This is a genomic window from Streptomyces sp. NPDC048637, from assembly GCF_040650675.1.
Lineage (GTDB): Bacteria > Actinomycetota > Actinomycetes > Streptomycetales > Streptomycetaceae > Streptomyces.
Genome location: NZ_JBEZHQ010000001.1, coordinates 264,639 through 281,976, shown reverse-complemented (window position 1 = coordinate 281,976; position 17,338 = coordinate 264,639). Strand labels below are relative to the sequence as shown.

General features: G+C 71.9%; 17 protein-coding genes. 8 read left to right on the top strand and 9 right to left on the bottom strand.

The genetic code is table 11. From position 1 onward, the window contains the following. Window positions 1-97: 97 nt before the first annotated feature. Together AB0C46_RS01410 and AB0C46_RS01405 are read right to left on the bottom strand one after the other, a co-directional pair. Window positions 98-244: a hypothetical protein gene (locus AB0C46_RS01410; protein ID WP_362824797.1), complete on the bottom strand. Its 147-nt coding sequence runs from the start codon at window positions 242-244 to the stop codon at window positions 98-100. Next, entirely contained in the window at window positions 241-1,008 is a 768-nt protein-coding gene (locus tag AB0C46_RS01405; RefSeq protein WP_362824796.1) for an RNase adapter RapZ, read from the bottom strand. The genes AB0C46_RS01410 and AB0C46_RS01405 overlap by 4 nt, the downstream gene beginning before the upstream one ends. 329 nt (window positions 1,009-1,337) lie before the next feature. Between AB0C46_RS01405 and AB0C46_RS01400 the strand changes: the two genes are divergently transcribed. Next, window positions 1,338-3,155, top strand: a complete 1,818-nt coding sequence (locus AB0C46_RS01400; RefSeq protein ID WP_362824795.1) for a TIGR03767 family metallophosphoesterase — start codon at window positions 1,338-1,340, stop codon at window positions 3,153-3,155. 168 nt (window positions 3,156-3,323) lie between these two features. Here AB0C46_RS01400 and AB0C46_RS01395 read toward each other — a convergent pair whose 3' ends face one another. The 3 genes from AB0C46_RS01395 to AB0C46_RS01385 all read right to left on the bottom strand — a co-directional run bounded on the left by AB0C46_RS01395 (window position 3,324) and on the right by AB0C46_RS01385 (window position 6,133). Further along, complete coding sequence (locus AB0C46_RS01395; RefSeq protein ID WP_362824793.1) at window positions 3,324-4,280, bottom strand: hypothetical protein; 957 nt, start codon at window positions 4,278-4,280, stop codon at window positions 3,324-3,326. Continuing rightward, on the bottom strand, window positions 4,265-4,522 hold the full coding sequence (locus AB0C46_RS01390) for a hypothetical protein (protein WP_362824792.1): 258 nt from the start codon (window positions 4,520-4,522) through the stop codon (window positions 4,265-4,267). Before AB0C46_RS01390 ends, AB0C46_RS01395 begins: the two co-directional genes overlap by 16 nt. Before the next feature lie 99 nt (window positions 4,523-4,621). Next, a complete protein-coding gene (locus AB0C46_RS01385) occupies window positions 4,622-6,133 on the bottom strand; it encodes an alpha/beta hydrolase (RefSeq protein WP_362824791.1) in 1,512 nt (503 codons plus the stop codon). A 481-nt stretch (window positions 6,134-6,614) separates the two neighbouring features. Here AB0C46_RS01385 and dacB point away from each other — a divergent pair, with 481 nt between their 5' ends. From dacB to AB0C46_RS01365, 4 genes are all read left to right on the top strand, one after another. After that, window positions 6,615-8,219, top strand: a complete 1,605-nt coding sequence (dacB, locus tag AB0C46_RS01380) for a D-alanyl-D-alanine carboxypeptidase/D-alanyl-D-alanine-endopeptidase (protein WP_362824789.1) — start codon at window positions 6,615-6,617, stop codon at window positions 8,217-8,219. A 198-nt stretch (window positions 8,220-8,417) separates the two neighbouring features. Continuing rightward, window positions 8,418-8,867: an Rrf2 family transcriptional regulator gene (locus tag AB0C46_RS01375; RefSeq protein ID WP_362824787.1), complete on the top strand. Its 450-nt coding sequence runs from the start codon at window positions 8,418-8,420 to the stop codon at window positions 8,865-8,867. A 170-nt stretch (window positions 8,868-9,037) separates the two neighbouring features. Next, window positions 9,038-10,288, top strand: coding sequence for a globin domain-containing protein (locus AB0C46_RS01370; RefSeq protein ID WP_362824786.1), 1,251 nt, complete (start codon window positions 9,038-9,040; stop codon window positions 10,286-10,288). 123 nt (window positions 10,289-10,411) lie between these two features. After that, complete coding sequence (locus AB0C46_RS01365) at window positions 10,412-10,948, top strand: GNAT family N-acetyltransferase (protein WP_362824785.1); 537 nt, start codon at window positions 10,412-10,414, stop codon at window positions 10,946-10,948. Between the two features lie 93 nt (window positions 10,949-11,041). Here the strand turns inward: AB0C46_RS01365 and AB0C46_RS01360 are convergent, their stop codons facing one another. Continuing rightward, on the bottom strand, window positions 11,042-11,905 hold the full coding sequence (locus tag AB0C46_RS01360; protein ID WP_362825151.1) for a PhzF family phenazine biosynthesis isomerase: 864 nt from the start codon (window positions 11,903-11,905) through the stop codon (window positions 11,042-11,044). A 165-nt stretch (window positions 11,906-12,070) separates the two neighbouring features. Here AB0C46_RS01360 and AB0C46_RS01355 point away from each other — a divergent pair, with 165 nt between their 5' ends. The 3 genes from AB0C46_RS01355 to AB0C46_RS01345 all read left to right on the top strand — a co-directional run bounded on the left by AB0C46_RS01355 (window position 12,071) and on the right by AB0C46_RS01345 (window position 14,324). Continuing rightward, window positions 12,071-12,979: a LysR family transcriptional regulator gene (locus AB0C46_RS01355; RefSeq protein ID WP_362824784.1), complete on the top strand. Its 909-nt coding sequence runs from the start codon at window positions 12,071-12,073 to the stop codon at window positions 12,977-12,979. A gap of 196 nt (window positions 12,980-13,175) precedes the next feature. Continuing rightward, a complete protein-coding gene (locus AB0C46_RS01350; RefSeq protein ID WP_362824783.1) occupies window positions 13,176-13,667 on the top strand; it encodes a hypothetical protein in 492 nt (163 codons plus the stop codon). Between the two features lie 225 nt (window positions 13,668-13,892). Continuing rightward, window positions 13,893-14,324 carry a hypothetical protein gene (locus AB0C46_RS01345; protein ID WP_362824781.1) on the top strand — a complete coding sequence of 144 codons (432 nt, stop codon included), beginning with the start codon at window positions 13,893-13,895 and terminating at the stop codon, window positions 14,322-14,324. Between the two features lie 146 nt (window positions 14,325-14,470). On the opposite strand, the gene AB0C46_RS01340 is transcribed toward AB0C46_RS01345, so the two are convergent. Genes AB0C46_RS01340 through AB0C46_RS01330 form a run of 3 tightly spaced genes read right to left on the bottom strand, consistent with a single transcriptional unit; the run spans window position 14,471 to window position 17,126 of the window. Then, window positions 14,471-15,460, bottom strand: a complete 990-nt coding sequence (locus AB0C46_RS01340) for an ornithine cyclodeaminase family protein (protein ID WP_362824779.1) — start codon at window positions 15,458-15,460, stop codon at window positions 14,471-14,473. Between the two features lie 17 nt (window positions 15,461-15,477). Then, a complete protein-coding gene (locus tag AB0C46_RS01335; RefSeq protein ID WP_362824778.1) occupies window positions 15,478-15,744 on the bottom strand; it encodes an AAA family ATPase in 267 nt (88 codons plus the stop codon). A gap of 53 nt (window positions 15,745-15,797) precedes the next feature. Next, entirely contained in the window at window positions 15,798-17,126 is a 1,329-nt protein-coding gene (locus AB0C46_RS01330; protein WP_362824776.1) for a serine hydrolase domain-containing protein, read from the bottom strand. Window positions 17,127-17,338 lie beyond the last annotated feature (212 nt).

The following is a 17,338-nucleotide window of genomic DNA, read 5'->3' as shown; positions in this document are numbered from 1 at the left end:
CGGCCACGGATCGGGGCATCCCGCAGCACCGGTCCACGGGCCGCGGGACAGCTGCTGCTCGCAGGGCGGAATACGGAGGCCGGTGCCGAGCCGCTGGTCAGCTGCTCCCGCAGGGCGGCATGCCGAGGCCGGCGCCGAGCCGCGGCAGGTGCCGGTCGAGCAGGGCGTGCAGCCGGTCGGCGGCGGCCGGTCCGGCTGCGCCGTGCTCGGGCAAGCAGGGCCGGGCCCGCGGGACGGAGCTCACGGCAGCTGAGGGGTCCAGGGCAGCGGCAGTCCGTCGCCGGTGCGCCGGGGGACGAGATGGACATGGGCGTGGAAGACCGTCTGCGTCGCCGCCCGGCCGGCCGCGGTGATGATGTTCAGGTCCCCCGTGAGTTCCGCGCCGAGCTCCGCCGCGCGCTGCATCACCGCGGCGGTCACGGCCGGGTCGGTCGTCGCGTCCCGGACATGGCGGCGCGGAATGACCAGGAGGTGTCCGGGGGTGACCGGGCGGCGGGGCACGATCGCGAAGGCCTCCGGCCAGTCACGGACGAGCGGGACGGGCTCGGTACCGGTGGCCATCCGGCAGAAGGCGCAGGCCTCCAGTTGTCTGGCGGGTTCGCGGTGGATCAGGGGGCGGGCGATGTCGCGATGCTCGACATCGGCGGCGGTCCCGCGCTCGTCGAGCCAGTCGGCGACGGCACGGGCAACGGCCGGAGCCCGGTGGCGACCGTACCAGCAGGCGACGTACAGGTGAACTTCCTCGCCGGTGGCGGCCCGGTGCAGGGCGAGCAGCTGACGGCCGGTGCGCTCGACGGTCTGCCGGGCGTCCGGAGCGGACAGGACATAGTCGCGGACCTCGGGGTCCAGGCCCGTCAGCGCGACCAGTGGCGCGGTGACCGCGGTATCGGCCGGGTCCCACATCCGGTCGCGGACGTCCAGCACGAGTGCGCCGGTGTCATGCCGGGGCGGGGCACCCCAGCGGGCGCCGTAGGACGTGATCCGGATCGGGGCGGCGCTGGCGGGCATGGGCTCTCCTGCCGTGTGGGGTCGGGGGACCGTACGGGCCGGGAGGCCTGCTCCCGCGTCGCCGTCATCGTCAGCGGGCGGCAGGCTTCCCGCCGGTTTTCCTCCGACAGATGTACCTGACATCGCGTGGCCATGTGGGCGACTTGGGATCGGGGCATCCTGGTCGTCGCGGCCGGCCGAGCCGTGGATGGTAACCGACAGGCAATGGGTGTACCGCGTTCCGGGTTCGTTCAGCTACCGGTCACGCGCACCGCCCAAGATCTGGAATGAGACATTCCGCTTGGTGACACCGCTGCGGCCGGCATGCCGGCCACGGCACGGAGGGCCTCATGGCCGGTATGACCCACGTCCCCGCCAACCGTCGTCATTTTCTCCTCACTTCCGGTGCCGCCGTCGCCGGAACCGGTGCCGCATGGGCACTGCCGGGCCAGCGCAGCAGCAGCGCGGCGCCGGGCGCCGGGCACCCGCAGACTCTCCCGCGCACCGCGCCGGCCCGCCCGGCCGTGCGCCGGGCGGCACCGTACGGAGCCACCACGCTGGACACCGCGGCGCGCCTCGTCGGCAGCGGCGGCTATCGACACCTCACCTCCGGCCCGGGCTGGCCACTGGTCGTCCGGGGTGAACTCGCCTCGGCGGCGGCCGGACGGCAGGACCGGCGGACCGCCCTGGCGTGCTTCATCCAGTTCACCGACCTCCATGTGGCCGACGTCCAGAGCCCGTTGCGCACGGAGTTCCTGCGCGCCGGGTCGCCGGGATCGTGGCGGGCGCAGGAGGCGCTGTCGGTGGCGGGTTCGGTCTCGCTGGTGGAGCAGGCCAACGCGCTCGGCGGCGGACCGCACACGGGCCGTCCCCCGGCGTTCGTCATGTCCACGGGTGACAACATCGACAACCACTCCATGGTGGAACTGGAGTGGTTCCTCACGCTCATGAGCGGCGGCCGCATCACGCCCAACACCGGGGACCCGACGTCCTTCGAAGGCGTACAGAACTCCGGACTCGCGCTGTACTGGCATCCGGACGACGGTCTGCGCGACCAGGACAAGAAGCGCGGTCTGCCGCAGATACCCGGCTACCTCGAAGCTGCGATGCGTCCGGTCGTCAGCCCCGGTCTGCGGATGCCGTGGTACTCGACGCCCGGCAACCACGACGACCTGCCGGGCGGCTGTCTGGCCCCGCAGGACCCGGTGCTGACGGAGTACATCACCGGGGCGCGCAAGCTGTTCTCCGTACCGGACGCCGATGTGGCCGCGTTCGCCAAGGTGCTGGACACCGGCGACGACCCCAAGAGCACCGTGCTCAAGGAGATCCTCGGCCGCAATGCCGCCGGAGCGCGGACCGTGACCCCCGACGAGCGGCGGCGGATGGCCACGCCGCACGAGTATCTGCGGGCCCACCTGAACCCGGACTTCGCCGGAGCGGGGCCCGTCGGGCACGGCTATACCGACAACCACCTCGACGGCGACCGGATGTACTACTCCTTCACCGTCGCCGAGGGTGTCCTCGGCATCAGCATCGACACCACCTACCGCAGCGGCCACTACGAGGGCTCACTGGGCACCGAGCAACTCCAGTGGCTGGAGCGGACGTTGGCCGCCCACAGCTCCCGCCATTACGACGCGGACGGCCGGCTGGTCCGCAATGCCGGCGCCGATGACGCACACATCCTGGTGTTCAGCCACCACCACAGTCCGAGCATGGCCCGGCGGCCCGACGCGGCGCGCACGGACGAGCAGCGGCACGACGGCGCGGAGGTCATCGCCCTGCTGAGCCGGTTCCCGAACGTGGTCGCATGGATCAACGGCCACAGTCACGCCAATCACATCACCCCGCACGCCCACCCGACGGCCGCCCGCTCCTTCTGGGAGGTCAACACCGCCTCGCATGTGGACTATCCCCAGCATGCCCGGGTCATCGAACTCGTCGACAACCATGACGGGACACTGTCCCTGTTCACCACCCTCATCGAGTCCGCCGCGCCCCACCGCACGGACTTCGACGACCTGTCGGCCGTCGGCCTCGCGTCCCTCTACCGCGAGCTGTCCTACAACGCACCCGGCCTCGCCACCGGTATGACCGGCGCGGTCCACGAACCACTGGCGGGCACCGCGGCCGACCGCAACACCGAACTCCTCGTCCGACGAGCCTGATCCGGTCGGACGGGCCTGATCCGGGGCGACGGGCCTGATCCGGTCCCACGGGCCTGATCCAGTCCCACGGGCCTGATCCGGGACGGTGCCGCATCGGCCGAGGGGAGCCACCGGGCTCGCCCGTCCGCGGCAGACCGCGTGCCGCCCCGGGCCGGCACCGCTGCTCGCTCAGACCGCGGACAGCAGGAAGTCGGCGAAGTGTTCGGTCAGCGGCTCTCCCGTGAGCGGTTCCAGGAACAGGAACTGCCCCTGCGGATTCACCTCAAGCCACACCGGCTCCCCTTCCGGGGACAGCTTCAGGTCCACGATGCCCATCCGCAGGCCGAGTTGACGCAGCACCGTGCCGACGCGCCGGCCGAGGTCCTCGGGAACGGGCCACGCGGAGATGGGCACATTCAGATCGGGACGCCAGTCGAGCGCCGTCGTCTCGATCAGCGCGGCGTGCATCCGGTCGCCGAAGCAATTGAGCCTGATATGGCGGCTTCCCTCGATGTACTCCTGATACGTCGCAGGGCATATCTCGAACGAGGGCGCCGGGATCAACTCCGGGTCGTCGATCCATCGGGTGTAGAGGGAGGGGCCGCGGGCTCCGACAACGGGCTTGACGATGGTTCTCCCGACCTGCCGGGTGAACGCGATGACCTCGTCACGTGACTGCGAAATCAGGGTCCGCGGCACCCGGAATCCGGACTCCTGCGCCACCGCCAGTTGATACAGCTTGTCGGCGGCCTGGTCGGTCGCGGCGGGCGGCGAAATCCAGTCGCCATGGAAGGTGGCCGCCAGAATCCCGCCCAGCGCGCCACGGCAGTCATTGTTGACCAGACTGCGCTCATGGGTGCTGCCCCCGGACCCGGCGATATCCTGGTCGGCCCTGGCCCGCCGCCACCACAGCAGCGCCGCCTCCGCCGGGGACACCGGCACGCCCTCGGACGTCAGGACGGTCGCGGCACCGGCGCGATCGCCCGCTTCCTCGCGGTGTGAGCGCCAAGAAAGGCTCTGCCGACCGCTGATGGTGTCACATTCCACGATATGGAAATCGTGACCGCGGCTGCGCACCGCGTGCTGGACCGCGAGGGCATGCAGGTCATCGTGGAAGGAGACGGCCAGGATCATGCCATGTCGCACGCGTCGCTGTGGCTTGCTTCCCCGAATTCACAGCCCGATTCGGCGGCCACACCCGCGAGATTGTCGGCGACGATTTCCAGACCGGTGGTCTGCCGCACCGCCTTTTCCCATGCGCGGAGTTGCTCAGGGGTCTTCAGCCGCACAAAGCCGCTCGGCTGGACCCGGAGGACGACGGGCGGTGGTGTCTTCACGAACTCTTCCGAGTTCTTGTCCAGCGGATCGCCGAGGTTGAACTCAGACATCGCTCTCACCTTCGGAACACACATGGATGGGCTTTGCCTCTCTTCCACTGAACCACCGGTGGGTCGCCGCCGCCTCCCGGGCCACCGCGACCGCGTCGGCTACCCGCGCCCCTGCGGCCCCGGCAGCGGGACGGCCGCGCAGGCCACATCGCGATCCGGAGCGTCCCCGTCGAGGAGGTAGGCGTTCACGATGCGGTCCACGCACGCGTTGCCGTTCTGATACTGGCCGTGATCGCCGCCACCCGTCACGGTGACCAGCCGGGAACCGCGCAGCGCACGGTGTGCCGCGACCGCACCTTCGTAGTAAGTGGCGGGATCGTGGACCGAGTTGAGCATCAGGGTGGTCGGCAGTCCCTTGCCGGTGACCCGTACGCGGGGCGCGTCGGACACCGGCCAGAGCGCGCAAGTCGCCGCGTAGGCGAGCGCACGTGCCCCGGCGAGCGGATGGGTCGCGGTGTCCTCGGCGCTGCGCCTGATCCAGTGGCCGAGGTCTCGGCGCCATGGGGTGTCGTTGCAGGTCACCGAGAAGAAGGCGGCGGCGAACCCCGGGGACAGATAGCTCCCGAAGACGTTCCGGACCAGGGTGCGCTCGGCCGGTGTGGCGGACGGCCAGTGGTCGAGGGCGCTGAGCGCGGAGGCCAGTTGCGGGAACTGCGGAGCGGCGTCGTACATGTTCTGGATCGTGGCGCTGTCGAGCTGGTTGGGTCCGATCGTCAGGGATCCGACGGTCAGCGGATGGTCGCGCAGGGCACGGCGGCGCGCCTCCCACCGCGCCTTCGCCTCGGCCGCGGTGCGCCCGTAGTGGTACGTGGCGTCGTACCGTGCGATCCAGGGCAGGAAGTCCTGCTCGAAGCGGCGCTGGAAGCTTCTCGGCTGGCCTCCTTCGACGTCCTGCCAGGTGCCGCTGAAGTTCACGTTGCTGTCCAGGACGGCGCGCTCGACGCGCTGCGGGAACTCCGTCGCGTAGTACGCGCCGAGCCAGGTGGCGTAGGAGGGCCCGTAATAGGAGATCTTGCGCACGCCGAGCAGGGCACGGAACAGATCCATGTCCCGCACCGCCTGCTCGGTGGTCAGCCAGGGGAGCAGATCGCCGCTGCGCCGCAGACAGCCGGCGACGAGCTGCCGGGAGCGGTCGAGCACGCCGCGGAGGGCCGCGGGTGAACGGTCGCGGAAGTCGTGGGCGTAGAAGTCCTGGAACTCGGCCTCGGTCTGGCACCGTACGGGCGTGCTGCTGCCGACGCCGCGCTGGTCGAAGCTGACCACGTCGTAGGCGGCGCCCACGGCGGGCGAGCGTGCGGCGAAGCCCGCGGGCCGGGTCAGCCCCGAGGCCCCCGGGCCGCCCGCCGCCATCATCAGTACCCCGCGCCGCCGGGCGGGGTCGGCCGCGCGGTGCCGGGACACCGCGACAGTGAGGTCAGCGCCGGTGCCCGGGTGATGCCAGTCGCGCGGGACGGTCATGCGCGCGCACTCCAGGGACGGTTTCGCCGCGCACGGCTGCCAGTTGAGCTGCTGGTGGGCGTAGCGGGCCGGTACCGGCGGCCCGGACCCTGCCGCCGCCCGGGCCGGCGACGCGGTGGGCAGCACCGCCGACAGCAACGCGGCGGCGGCCATTCCCGACAGCGCGGCCCTCGGCCACCATAATTTTCTGAACGTGGACATCGATCCTCCTGTAGGCGCGCGGAGTGCGCTGCCACGGCAAGAATCCTCGGCGCCCCGCGGCCCGCGGTCGATCACACTGGTGCCCGTTCACGAGGTGGCACCAGCACCACCACCCCCCTCCCCCGCACAGCACCGCCCCATGGACGGGGCGCGGCCGTCCGTGCGCGATGGGCGAGACGGGGCGCCGGCGGCGGCCCGCGTCTGGCCGCCCGGACCGGAGCACTGAGGCGTCCGGGGGACCCGGGCCGGGGCGCTGAGGCGTCCGGGGGACCCGGGCCGGGGCGCTGAGGCGTCCGGGGGACCCGGGCCGGGGCGCTGAGGCGTCCGGGGGACCCGGGCCGACGTGCTGCGTCCCCGCGGTGGTGGCGGGCAGTACCGTCAGGGATGCATATCGGCAGATATGCGACAGAACAACACCATTGGTGGAGTCTGTATGTCCCCCTCCGTCACACAGCGGCCGGCCCGGCGGCGCTTCGTCGGCCTGGGCGTGCTGCTGGCCGTCGGCGTCGTCCTCACCGGTCTCGCCCAGGCGCCGCCGTCCGCCACACCCAGCGAGCTCGATCCGCGGATCGCTTCGATCATGCGGAAGCCGGACTACCGGCATGCCCAGTGGGGGCTGTTCCAGCAGGACCCACGGACCGGCAAGGTGACCTGGTCCCGGTACGCCGACCAGTTCTTCATCCCCGGTTCGGCGGCCAAACTGTTCAGCGTCAGCGGAACCTGGCACACCCTGGGCGGCGACCACCACTTCGTCACGCCGGTCCATGCCGTCGGACAGCGCCGGAACGCGACACTCAAGGGCGACCTGGACCTGGTCGCGCAGGGCGATCTGACCCTCGGCGGCAGAACGCGCAAGGACGGCACCGTCGCGTTCACCACCGTCGACCACACCTACGCCAATGACGTCCCGGGGGCCACCCTGACCCCGCAGGACCCGCTGGCCGGTATCGACCAGCTGGCCCGGCAGGTGCGTCAGACGGGGATCCGTCTGGTCGACGGCGATGTGGTCGTCGACGCGCGACTGTTCCGGCCGGATCCCGCCCTCGATCCGGTCCCCACACCGCTGATCATCAATGACAACGTCATCGATCTGCTCACCTCCCCCGGCGCCGAGGCGGGTACGCCCGCCGGGCTGGAGTGGCGCCCGAAGGTCTCGCCCTACCACGTCACGTCCTCCGTCCGCACGGTCGCCGCGGGCAAACCGTCCGACATCACCGTGCGCAGCTCCGCCAACGGCACCCGCATCCAGCTGTCCGGCACCATCGCCGCCGACTCGGCCCCCGTCCTGCGGGTGTCCCCCATCAAGGACCCGAACGCCTTCGGCCGCACCGCCCTGATCGAGGCGCTGAAGCGGGCAGGCGTCGAGGTCCGCGCGAACCCCGTCGGACCCAACCCCGTCCGCCAGTTGCCGCGCTCCTACCAGGGCGCCCCCACCGTGGCCCGCTACACCTCCCCCTCGTACGCCCAGTACGCCAAGCTCATCCTCAAGGTGAGCCACAACCTCGGGGCGAACCTGGGGGTGTGTCTGATGGCCACCAGCGCGGGAAGCACCGACTGCGAGGCCGGATTCCCCGTACTCGCCAAGTTCCTGGAGCATGCCCAGGTGGACCGCAAGGCCGTACAACTCGCCGACGGCCGCGGCGGCAACCCGGCCGACCGGACCACCCCGCGGGCCCTGGCGCAGATCCTGACGTACTGGCAGCGCACCCCCGAGGCCCGGCGCTTCCGCACATCGCTGCCGATCCTGGGCGTCGACGGGACCCTGGCGGATTCCTGCCGCACCTGCCCCGCACGCGGCAAGGTCTTCGCCAAGACCGGCACCGCGGCGGGCGGCGACGCACTCAACGACCGGCTTGCCGTGGGAGCCGAAACCACGGCCGGCTATCTGGAGACGCGCAAGGGCCACTTCGACGTCTTCTTCGCCGGAGTGAACGGCGCCGCCACCCCCACCGCCGACATCAACGGCGCCCTGACCATCGCCAACGACGTGGCCGACGTCGCCGCCCACCTCCAGCAACAGGCCGCCCGCCGGCCCTGAGCCGCGCGGCGGGTGCGCCTCGGGCGGGTGCGCCTCGGGCGGGTGCGCCTCGCATTCGGTCCGCAGGGGCTCGCCGCGCGGCTCCCTGTTGTTTCCCTGGTGCTCCTCGTTTCCCTGGTGCTCCTCGCGCTCGCGCACGGGCAGCCACCCCCAGGACTTTAATTGGCATCTTGGATACCACTTCTATAGAGTGCCGCTGTGCGACTTACCAAGAGCACCGACATCGCCCTCCGTATCGCCATGCGCCTGGCGGTGCTCGGCGATACGGGAGACGCGCCCACCACCCGGGAGGTGGCGAGCGCCGTAGAGGTGCCGTACACCCATGCCGCCAAGGTGGTGAGCAAGCTCCAGCACCTCGGCGCCGTCGAAGCGCGGCGCGGGCGTGGCGGCGGGCTGGCGCTGACGACTGCGGGGCGTACGGGGTCGCTCGGGCGGCTGGTGCGTGAGCTGGAGGGCGTCGATGACGTCGTGGGGTGTGAGGACGATCCGCCGTGCCCACTGCGGGGCGACTGCCGACTGCGCGGTGCACTGCGGGCGGCACAGGAAGCGTTCTTCGCCTCGCTCGATCCGCTCTCCGTTGCCGACCTGATCGACACACCGACCGGGCCACTACTCCTCAGCCTCACACCCACCCCGCCCACGGGCTGAGCGCACCCGGCCGACCCTGCCGCGCACCCCGGGAGTGGTGGATCCTCCGCCCCCCGAGGCCCCCGAAGCCCCCCTCAGACCGACCGACCCGCACACCTCACCCCCACACGGCCATAAATACGCATCCAAGATGCAAGTTCACTTCCCCCTTCGAGAATCCGGAGTTGCCGATGCTGTCGCCGAAGTCCGCCGAGACCGTACGTGCCACTCTCCCCGCCGTGAGCGGAGCCATCGGCGAGATCGCGACGCTCTTCTACGAGAAGCTCTTCGCCGCCCACCCCGGGCTCCTGCGCGACCTCTTCAACCGTGGCAACCAAGCCAACGGCAGCCAGCGGCAGGCCCTCGCCGGGTCCATCGCCACCTTCGCGCACCATCTCCTCGAACACCCGGACAGCCGGCCGGACGGCATGCTCGCGCGGATCGCGCACAAGCACGCCTCTCTCGGGGTGCGCGAGGACCAGTACCCGATCGTGCGGGAGCACCTTTTTGCGGCCATCGCCGACGTGCTCGGCGAGGCGGTGACCGACGACGTGCTACGGGCCTGGGACGAGGTGTACTGGCTGATGGCCCATGCCCTGATCGCCGTCGAGAAACGGCTCGTGAGGGAAGCGGGCGTGCGGGACGGCGCGGGGTGGCGCCCCTATCGGGTGGCCGGCCGGATCCAGGAGACCGACGAGGTGGCGACCTTCCTCCTGCGGCCGGCCGACGGTGCTCCCGTCCCGGCGTCCCGGCCCGGCCAGTACGTCTCCGTACAGGTCCAACTGCCCGACGGAGCACGGCAGATACGTCAGTACAGCCTGTCGGGGCAGCCGGACGGCGGGCTGCAGATCTCCGTGAAGCGGGTGGCGGCCGGCCGTCGGCCCGGCGCGCCGGCCGACGCCCCTGCGGGCGAAGTGTCCGGGTATCTGCACACGCAGGTGCACGGCGGCGAGATCCTGTACGTGAGCCCGCCGTTCGGTGAGGTGGTGCTGGCCGACGACGGCGACGGGCCCCTGCTCTTCGCCTCAGCGGGTATCGGCTGTACCCCGATGGTCGGCATGCTCTCGCACCTCGCCGCCACCGGCTCCCGGCGCCGGATCATCACCGCGCACGCCGACCGCTCGCCCGCCGCCCACCCGTTCCGTACGGATCTCCGCCGGCTCACCGGCAAGCTCGCCGACGCCACGGCGGAACTCTGGTACGAGGAGGGAGCCCTGGACGAGGAGGAGGACGCGGGGCAGGAGCCGGGCGGTGCGGTGGACGCGGTGACCGTGCGCACCGGGCTGATGGATCTGACGCAGCTCGCCATCCCGGCCGGCACCACCGCGTATCTGTGCGGGCCGGTACCGTTCATGAAGGCGGTACGGGCCCAACTGCTGGCATCCGGCGTACCTTCCGCGGCGATCCACTATGAGGTCTTCGGCCCGGATCTCGGGCTCTAGCCGCCGCGCAAGCTCGTCTTCGGGGGCTCACAGAAGTGGGAGCCCGTCTTCTCGGCGAGAGCCACTGGTCGGTGCGGCAGAAGAACATTGCCAATGGCCGGCGGGGGCAGCAGGATGCGAGAAATGACAACGAACCTCCCTTCCGCATCGCCGGCCGTGGTCCGGCTGGCGCGGTACACGAAGACGGAACTGAGCGAGATCTTCGGGGACGACGACGATCCCTTCGGAGTTTCCTGGGCCGGGCTGACCTGGAGGGCCAAGCAGGAACACTTCGGCGTCAGACAGGACGGCCGACTCGTGGCGCACACCGGTCTGGTGACGGTTCCGCTGTCGATCGGCTCCCTGGAGACCCGGGCGGTCGGCTTCGGCGGCGTGGCCGTCGCTCCCGGCCTGCGAGGACAGGGACTGGCCCGGATCGTCGTGACCGCCGCCCTGGAGCATGCCCGCACAGTGGGACCGCGGTACGGGCTCCTCTTCTGCCTGCCGCATCTCCTCCCCCTGTACCAGAAGCTCGGCTGGCAGCAGCTTCACGAGGACGTGGTGGTCGAGCAGCCCGAGGACACCACCACGGTCATGCCGCTGGAGACCATGTGGACACCACTGTGCGACGGGGCGCAGTGGCCGGTCGGACCGGTGCGGCTGCGGTCGCTGCCCATGTGAACGACGGTCGTTGAGGTCTCGTCGGGACCGAGGGGCGGGGGTCAGGTGAGGTCAGCGGTCGGGTCACCTGTCCCCCCTCCCCCGCCCCTCGGCTCAGCGTTGCGGAGCCTGGAGGGGTACGGCTTGTCCCGTCACCTGCACCCGCGGGTCATCGGGGTGGAGGTCGACATAGAGGTCGCTGGGGCGACCCATGTCCTCGCCCTGCCGGATGTGCACCCGCAGGGGCTCGGTGACCAGGCCCAGGGCGCGCAGATAGCCTCCGAAAGCCGCGGCCGCAGCGCCGGTGGCCGGGTCTTCCACGACGCCGCCGACCGGGAACGGATCACGGGCGTGGAAGTCGAGGCGGTCAGCGGCCTCGCGGTGGACGAGGTGCACGGTGGTCCAGCCGTGCTGCCGCATGAGGGCGTGCAGCGCGTCGAAGTCGTAGTCGAGGGCGGCCAGTTGCTCCCGGCTCCGGACCGCGAGGACCAGGTGGTCGTTGCCCGCGAAGGCGACGTGGGGCGGAAGGCCGGTGTCCAGATCGTCGCGGCTCCAGCGGAGCGCGCGCAGCACCGGCTCGACCTGGGTGTCCCGGGCCGGGTGGGAGTGTGCCGGCACGCTGGTCAGCGTGGCGCGGACCAGCCCGCCGTCCAGGCTGGTACCCACCCGGATCTCACCCGCGGGCGTCTCGAACAGCAGCTCGCCGGTTCCGGTTCGGGAGGCGAGGGCGACGGCCGTCGCGATGGTGGCATGTCCGCAGAACGCCACTTCGGCGCGAGGGCTGAAGTACCGCAGCCGGTAACGGCGCGCGGCCGCGTCCTGTGCCGTGACGAACGCGGTCTCCGAGTACCCGACCTCCGCCGCCACGGCGAGCATCCGCGCGTCGTCGAGTCCCTCGGCGTCGAGCACCACACCGGCCGGGTTGCCGCCCGCGGGGTCGGTGGTGAAGGCGGAGTAGCGCAGCACCTCGATATCCATGCTGTCCGGGTTCTGGAGGGGGTCCGGCTCGACGGTGTGCGGGAGCGGGTTCGGACCGGTGGGGGCCGTCTGTGTGGTCATGGGTCCCACGATGACACCGGAGCCGGATCGCGTCCAACGATGGATATCGCTCATGCCCATCGGATCTCGCGATAGCGTGCGCGGGTGGACACCAGACTTCTGCGTACCTTCGTGACCCTCGCCCGCGCGGGAAGTTTCACCGCCGCGGCCCGCGCCCTCCATCTCGCCCAGTCCACGGTCACCGTCCAGATCCGCACCCTGGAGAAGGAGTTGGGGACCCCGCTGTTCGACCGGATGCCGTCGGGGACGATCCCGACCCGGGCCGGGCAGCGGCTGCTGGAAGAGGCCGAGGACGTACTCGACGCGGTGGCCCGGCTCCGTGCGACGGCGGCGGCCGGGCAGCGGGACACCGAGGGCGGGACGGCCGAGGGTCAGGTCGTCGTCGGCGCGGGTGATTCGCTGTGCTCCGCACGGCTGCCGGGCGTGATCGCCGCTCTGCGGCACGCGCATCCTCAGCTGGATGTCCAACTGCACGCCGTCAGCACGGCCGCGGCGGTGGACGGCCTGCGCACGGGCCGGCTCGACCTCGCGCTGCTGCTGGAGCCGGAGGTCGCCGACAACGATCTGCTGGCCCGCAGGATCGCGAGCGAGCCGTTGGTGTATGTCGCAGCACCCGGTCATCCGCTCGCGGCGCGGGCGGCCGGCTGGGACGAGCTGGCGCAGGAGTGCTTCTTCGTACACGAGGAGGGGTGCTCGTACAGTGACCGGCTCGTGCGGACGCTGCTGAGCCTGCCCGGTGCCCGGCCACGCATCACCCGGTTCGGCAGCATCGACGCCGCCCGGTCGTGCGTCGCGGCCGGCCTCGGACTGACGCTGCTCCCCCGTGTGACGGTCGAACGCGCCCTTCGTGAGGGCCGGTTGGCCGTGTTGAAGGGCCCCGAGGCCCCGCCCGTGCCGGTTCAGCTCGTCCGGCACCGGCGACGGTGGTTCGCGCCGGGCGCGAAGGTCGTGGCCGAGGAGGTGACGCGGGCGTTCGCCGCCGCGGAGGCGTGAGGGGAGACCCGGGGCGGCACCCGCCACCGGGGAGCCGCCCGCACCCTCGCGTTCGGACCGCTTTCGCCGGCTCGGGAGTGCCACGGGAGTTCGTATGTGTCCTTCGTCCGCGTGGCCGACCGGCGCGTCGTTTGGACAGCTCACGGGCCTCCGACACCGTGAAGGCGTGCGCCCTCTCCTCCTTCGCCTCGTCGCAGTGACGGCCGTTCTCCTGGCCGCCGGCGGCTGTGTGTCCCTTCCCGCCGACGGCTCCCCGCACGACCCCGGTCCCGCACCGGGCGGACGCACGGTCGCCCCGGCCCGGCCCTCGCCGCTGCTGATGCCCACCGAGGGATCGTCGCGTGAGCAGCTGGTGGACGTGGCATCCGTGCGGAGGAAGGCGAAGCGGCCCGCGGCGCATCGGAAGGGGCAGGCCGTTCCCCGGCACGCCGCGCCGGGAAGCCGGGCGGAACGGCGGCCCGTGGGACGGCCGGTGCCGCAGCCCGCCCGCTCCGCGCCGTCGAGGCCGCGGCCGGTACCGGTACGCACGGCGCCGCGGCAGCGGCACCACGTGGCTGCGTCACCGCGCGCGCTCCGGCGGCCGCCGCGGCCCCGCTCGACGATCGATGCCGGTGTGGTGTGCCGGATGGCCGCCGGCCGCGTCCGGGCGGATCTGCTGCGGCTGTGCCACCGGACGTACGGACGCTGAAGCAGCGAACGGCCGGGTCCGCCCCGGCACGGCACACCGGTGATCCGCGGACGTCAGGAGGCGGACGTCAGGAGGCTGATGCCAGGAGGCAGACGCCAGGAAGCGGACGTCAGAAGGCGGATGCCTGGGCTCGGAACCGGCGCCGGGGACCCAGCCGTTGGCGGCTCCGGAACGGTCCATGGGGCGGGGCCGGTCGTGCCTCAGCGGGCGGGTGAGAATGCTGCAATGAAACGAAGAGCCCGCTCGGCGGCGCTGGTCTGTGTCGGAGCCGTCCTCCTGCTGTCCGGCTGCACCGCGGACCGTGGCACCCACTCCGGCCGTCCCTCGGAGACCCCGGGCCCCACGGCCACCACGACCGTCGTACCCGGTGCCGCGGCCCAACTGGCCGACCGCTACCGGCGGTCCGGCGGGGCTCACGAGGTGTACGGCATTCAGCGGAAGTCCGGCCCCAACGACGTCCCTCTGCTGATCGTGTGGACGCACAACCCGGATGACGACGGCGATACGTTCGACGAGCTGAAGGATTCCCTCATCGGGTTCCTGAAGCGCGAAGAGGGCCTTTCGCTGAAGCAGGGCTACTTGATGGACGTGTTCGGCCCGAAGGGCGCACTGCAGCACCGTCTCGACGCCCGCCCGCAGCCCGCGAGGAGTCGGTAGGGGCCCGGCCCCGGCTTCCGGGACCGGTGTCCGTCCTGGCTGCTGCGCCGAACCGGGAATCCGTCCCCGGCACGTCCCACGGCCCGCGGGCAGGCCGCCCAGCCGGCCGGCCGGGCCCGCGGGCGATTCCGGTGGCTCCTACCGCGTCACTCCAGCCGGATCTCCGCCCCGACCGACTGCTTCCGGGCGGCGTCGACGACCAGGGCCGCGGCCGCGGCGTCCTGCACCGCCACGCCGACGGATTTGTAGAGGGTGATCTGCTGGTCCGAGGAGCGGCCCGGGACGCGGCCGGCGAGGAGTTCGCCCAGTTCGGCGTGCACATGCCCTTCCGTGATGACGCCGTCGCGGAGGGGGAGCAGCAGATCGTTGCTGCCCGCGGGGAAGGGGGCCAGCGCGGCCTGCCGCGACTCGACGCACACCAGCGCTTCGGCGACCGTGGCATCGTCGACCTCCCGGCCGGCCGGGTTGAAGCCCACCGAGGTCACATGCACTCCTGGTGTCAGCCAGGAACGGCGGATGACGGGGTCGACGGCGTGGGTGGCCGCGGCGGCGATATCGGCACCGTCGAGCGCCTCGGCGTAGGTGGCTGCCGCCTCGACGGGTACCTGGAGCGTGGCGGACAGTTCATCGGCCAGGGCGGTCGCCTTCGCCCGGTCGCGGCCGGCCACGCGGATCTGCCGGATCGGGCGCACCCGGCACATCGCTTCGGCGTGCGACCGCGCCTGCGCTCCGGTGCCCAGAACGGCCAGCACCGAGGCGTCCTCACGGGCCAGCAGACGTGCCGAGAGCGCCGAGCCGGCGGCGGTCCGCGCCGCGGTGATCGCCGTACCGTCCAACAACGCCGTGGGCTCACCGGTGTGCGGATCGAAGGCGACGATCAGTGCCTGGTGGGTCGGCACCGGGGTGCCGCCGTTGTGCGGAAAGACGGAGACCAGCTTGCTCATGAGCACCCCGGCCGACGGCACGAAGCCCGGCATGGCCGCCAGGAAGCCGTCCCGTTCCGGGACCAGTGCGGCGACGCGGTCCGGGGCGGAAGCACGGCCCGCGCTGAGATCCGTCATCGCCGACGCCAGGGCGTCGATCAGTGCCTCCAGGTCGAGCAGCGCCTCGACCTGCGAACGCCCGAGAACCAGCATCCGCGTCAACCTCCTGATCAGAGCTGCCCGACCGACCTGCGCCGGGCCGGGATTCGACCGTAGTCACCTCCGCACGTTCCCGTACTCCCCTGTTTCATGTTCTCTCTCTGATTCCGTTCGCCCCTCGGGTCCTTGCTGAAGAGCCGGAGCGCCAACGCGTCCGCCAGTGCCCGCGCAAGCGTCGTCTTTCCGGCTCCGGGCGGGCCGTTGACGAGGACGGTGGGCCTGGCGCGACGCGTTGAGGCGCTCGCCGGCGAGCGGCCGGTGCGGCTTCCGGTGGACACGGTGCCCCGCCGCCCGGCCGCCACCGGTTGGTGGCGCCTGCGGGGACGGCCGCTCAGGCCGGTTCCAGGGTGCAGGGGTGGCTCAGGAAGTTGCCGAGCCGGCCGTCGGCATCGCCGTTCTTGTAGGCGTGGGCCTCCCCGGTCAGCGCGCCCCTTTCGAGCCGGAGGCCGAGTCCCAGCTCCGGGCTGTTGATGCGGGCGTCCGCGGTCGGGAGCTGCAGCGGGAAGGACGCGCGCAGGTCCCAGGCTGCCGAGGCGCTCGCCGCGATGGTGGCGCTCGCGCCGGCCAGTCGCAGTTCGGCCTGCCGGCCCGGCAGCACGCGGAGGGTGACCGGCACTTCCCGCTCGGGCGCGCTGATCCGGCCCGTCCAGTCGCCCTCCGGCAGCATCATCGGGCGCGGCGGATCGGCGACCACGGGCGTGATCGACTCGGCGATCCAGTCCGGGACGAGTTCACCCAGTACGTACCGGAGGATCGCGTCACGGGCCGCCTTGTTCGTGGAGTTGGTGAGCACCGCGACGGAGAGCTGCCGCTCGGGTACCGCGACGGTCATCGCGGCCACTCCGGGCCCGCCACCGCCGTGGCTCTGCACCAGCGGACCGTCGCCCGAGGACAGGCACCAGCCCAGCCCGTATCCCAGATGCTCGTTGACCGGCAGCGCCTGCCGTACGGCCGCCGCGGTCTCCGGCTTCAGCAGACGGTCGTAGGACTGGGCGAACAGCGCCAGTTCACCGGCCGGGGCCCAGCCGAGGGTCGCGCCCGGGTGGCTGCAGTCGTAATCCGGGTAGGCACGGCCGTCGGACGTGTACCTCAGCGCCGACGATGCCGAGCCCGGGTATACCCGCCCGACATGGCAGCCGGTGAGCCCGAGCGGCTCGAAGACCCGTGCGCGGACGCCGGCGCCCAGTTCCTGGCCGGTGGCCTGCTCCAGCAGCCGGCCGAGGAAGCGGTAGCCGAGGTTGGCGTAGCCGAAGCCGGTCCCCGGGGTGCGGTACGGCACGGCGTAGCGGTCCGGGTCGTGGACCCGCTCGCCGTCGCCGTAGTCCCAGTCGTAGTACGCCCCCAAGCCGCCCCTGTGCTGGAGCAGTTGGCGTGCGGTGGGGGCCGGCCACCGGTCGGCGCCCGGCAGCGGGACGGGGGCGTCGAGGTCCAGGAGTCCTTCGTCGGCCGCGTGGCAGACGGCGGTTGCGGTCATCGGCTTGGTGATGGAAGCCAGCCCGTACACCGTGTCCGGCGTGGCCGGACGGCCGGTGGCGGCATCGGCCGTCCCGTAGGCCGCGGCGAGGATCACCTCGCCGCGCTCGGCCACCGCCACGGAGACCGACGGACAGCCGTGTTCCGCCAGCGTCCCGGTGCAGTACTCACTCAGCCCGTCCAGCATGCGCCCCTCCCCTGTGTGCGCGTCCCATTTGTACGCGTACAAACATCAGTTCACGCCCGTTCACAGGAGTCAAGGAGCATGGTCGCAGGCCGCCTTGGCCGAGTCCTGGCATCGGCACTCAGGTGTGTGACGGACTGCGGTCCGCCGTCGTGGCCGTGCCGGGCCCGAATGTGATCACTTCGGGGAGGAATGTGTTCGTTGGGAACGGCGAC

Bases quoted from the DNA above. Each gene is read 5' to 3' on its own strand.
- AB0C46_RS01405 (WP_362824796.1), bottom strand. From the start codon at position 1,008: ATGCCCGCCAGCGCCGCCCCGATCCGGATCACGTCCTACGGCGCCCGC.
- AB0C46_RS01400 (WP_362824795.1), top strand. From the start codon at position 1,338: ATGGCCGGTATGACCCACGTCCCCGCCAACCGTCGTCATTTTCTCCTC.
- AB0C46_RS01390 (WP_362824792.1), bottom strand. From the start codon at position 4,522: ATGTCTGAGTTCAACCTCGGCGATCCGCTGGACAAGAACTCGGAAGAG.
- AB0C46_RS01385 (WP_362824791.1), bottom strand. From the start codon at position 6,133: ATGGCCGCCGCCGCGTTGCTGTCGGCGGTGCTGCCCACCGCGTCGCCG.
- dacB (WP_362824789.1), top strand. From the start codon at position 6,615: ATGTCCCCCTCCGTCACACAGCGGCCGGCCCGGCGGCGCTTCGTCGGC.
- AB0C46_RS01370 (WP_362824786.1), top strand. From the start codon at position 9,038: ATGCTGTCGCCGAAGTCCGCCGAGACCGTACGTGCCACTCTCCCCGCC.
- AB0C46_RS01365 (WP_362824785.1), top strand. From the start codon at position 10,412: ATGACAACGAACCTCCCTTCCGCATCGCCGGCCGTGGTCCGGCTGGCG.
- AB0C46_RS01360 (WP_362825151.1), bottom strand. From the start codon at position 11,905: ATGGATATCGAGGTGCTGCGCTACTCCGCCTTCACCACCGACCCCGCG.
- AB0C46_RS01345 (WP_362824781.1), top strand. From the start codon at position 13,893: ATGAAACGAAGAGCCCGCTCGGCGGCGCTGGTCTGTGTCGGAGCCGTC.
- AB0C46_RS01340 (WP_362824779.1), bottom strand. From the start codon at position 15,460: ATGCTGGTTCTCGGGCGTTCGCAGGTCGAGGCGCTGCTCGACCTGGAG.
- AB0C46_RS01330 (WP_362824776.1), bottom strand. From the start codon at position 17,126: ATGCTGGACGGGCTGAGTGAGTACTGCACCGGGACGCTGGCGGAACAC.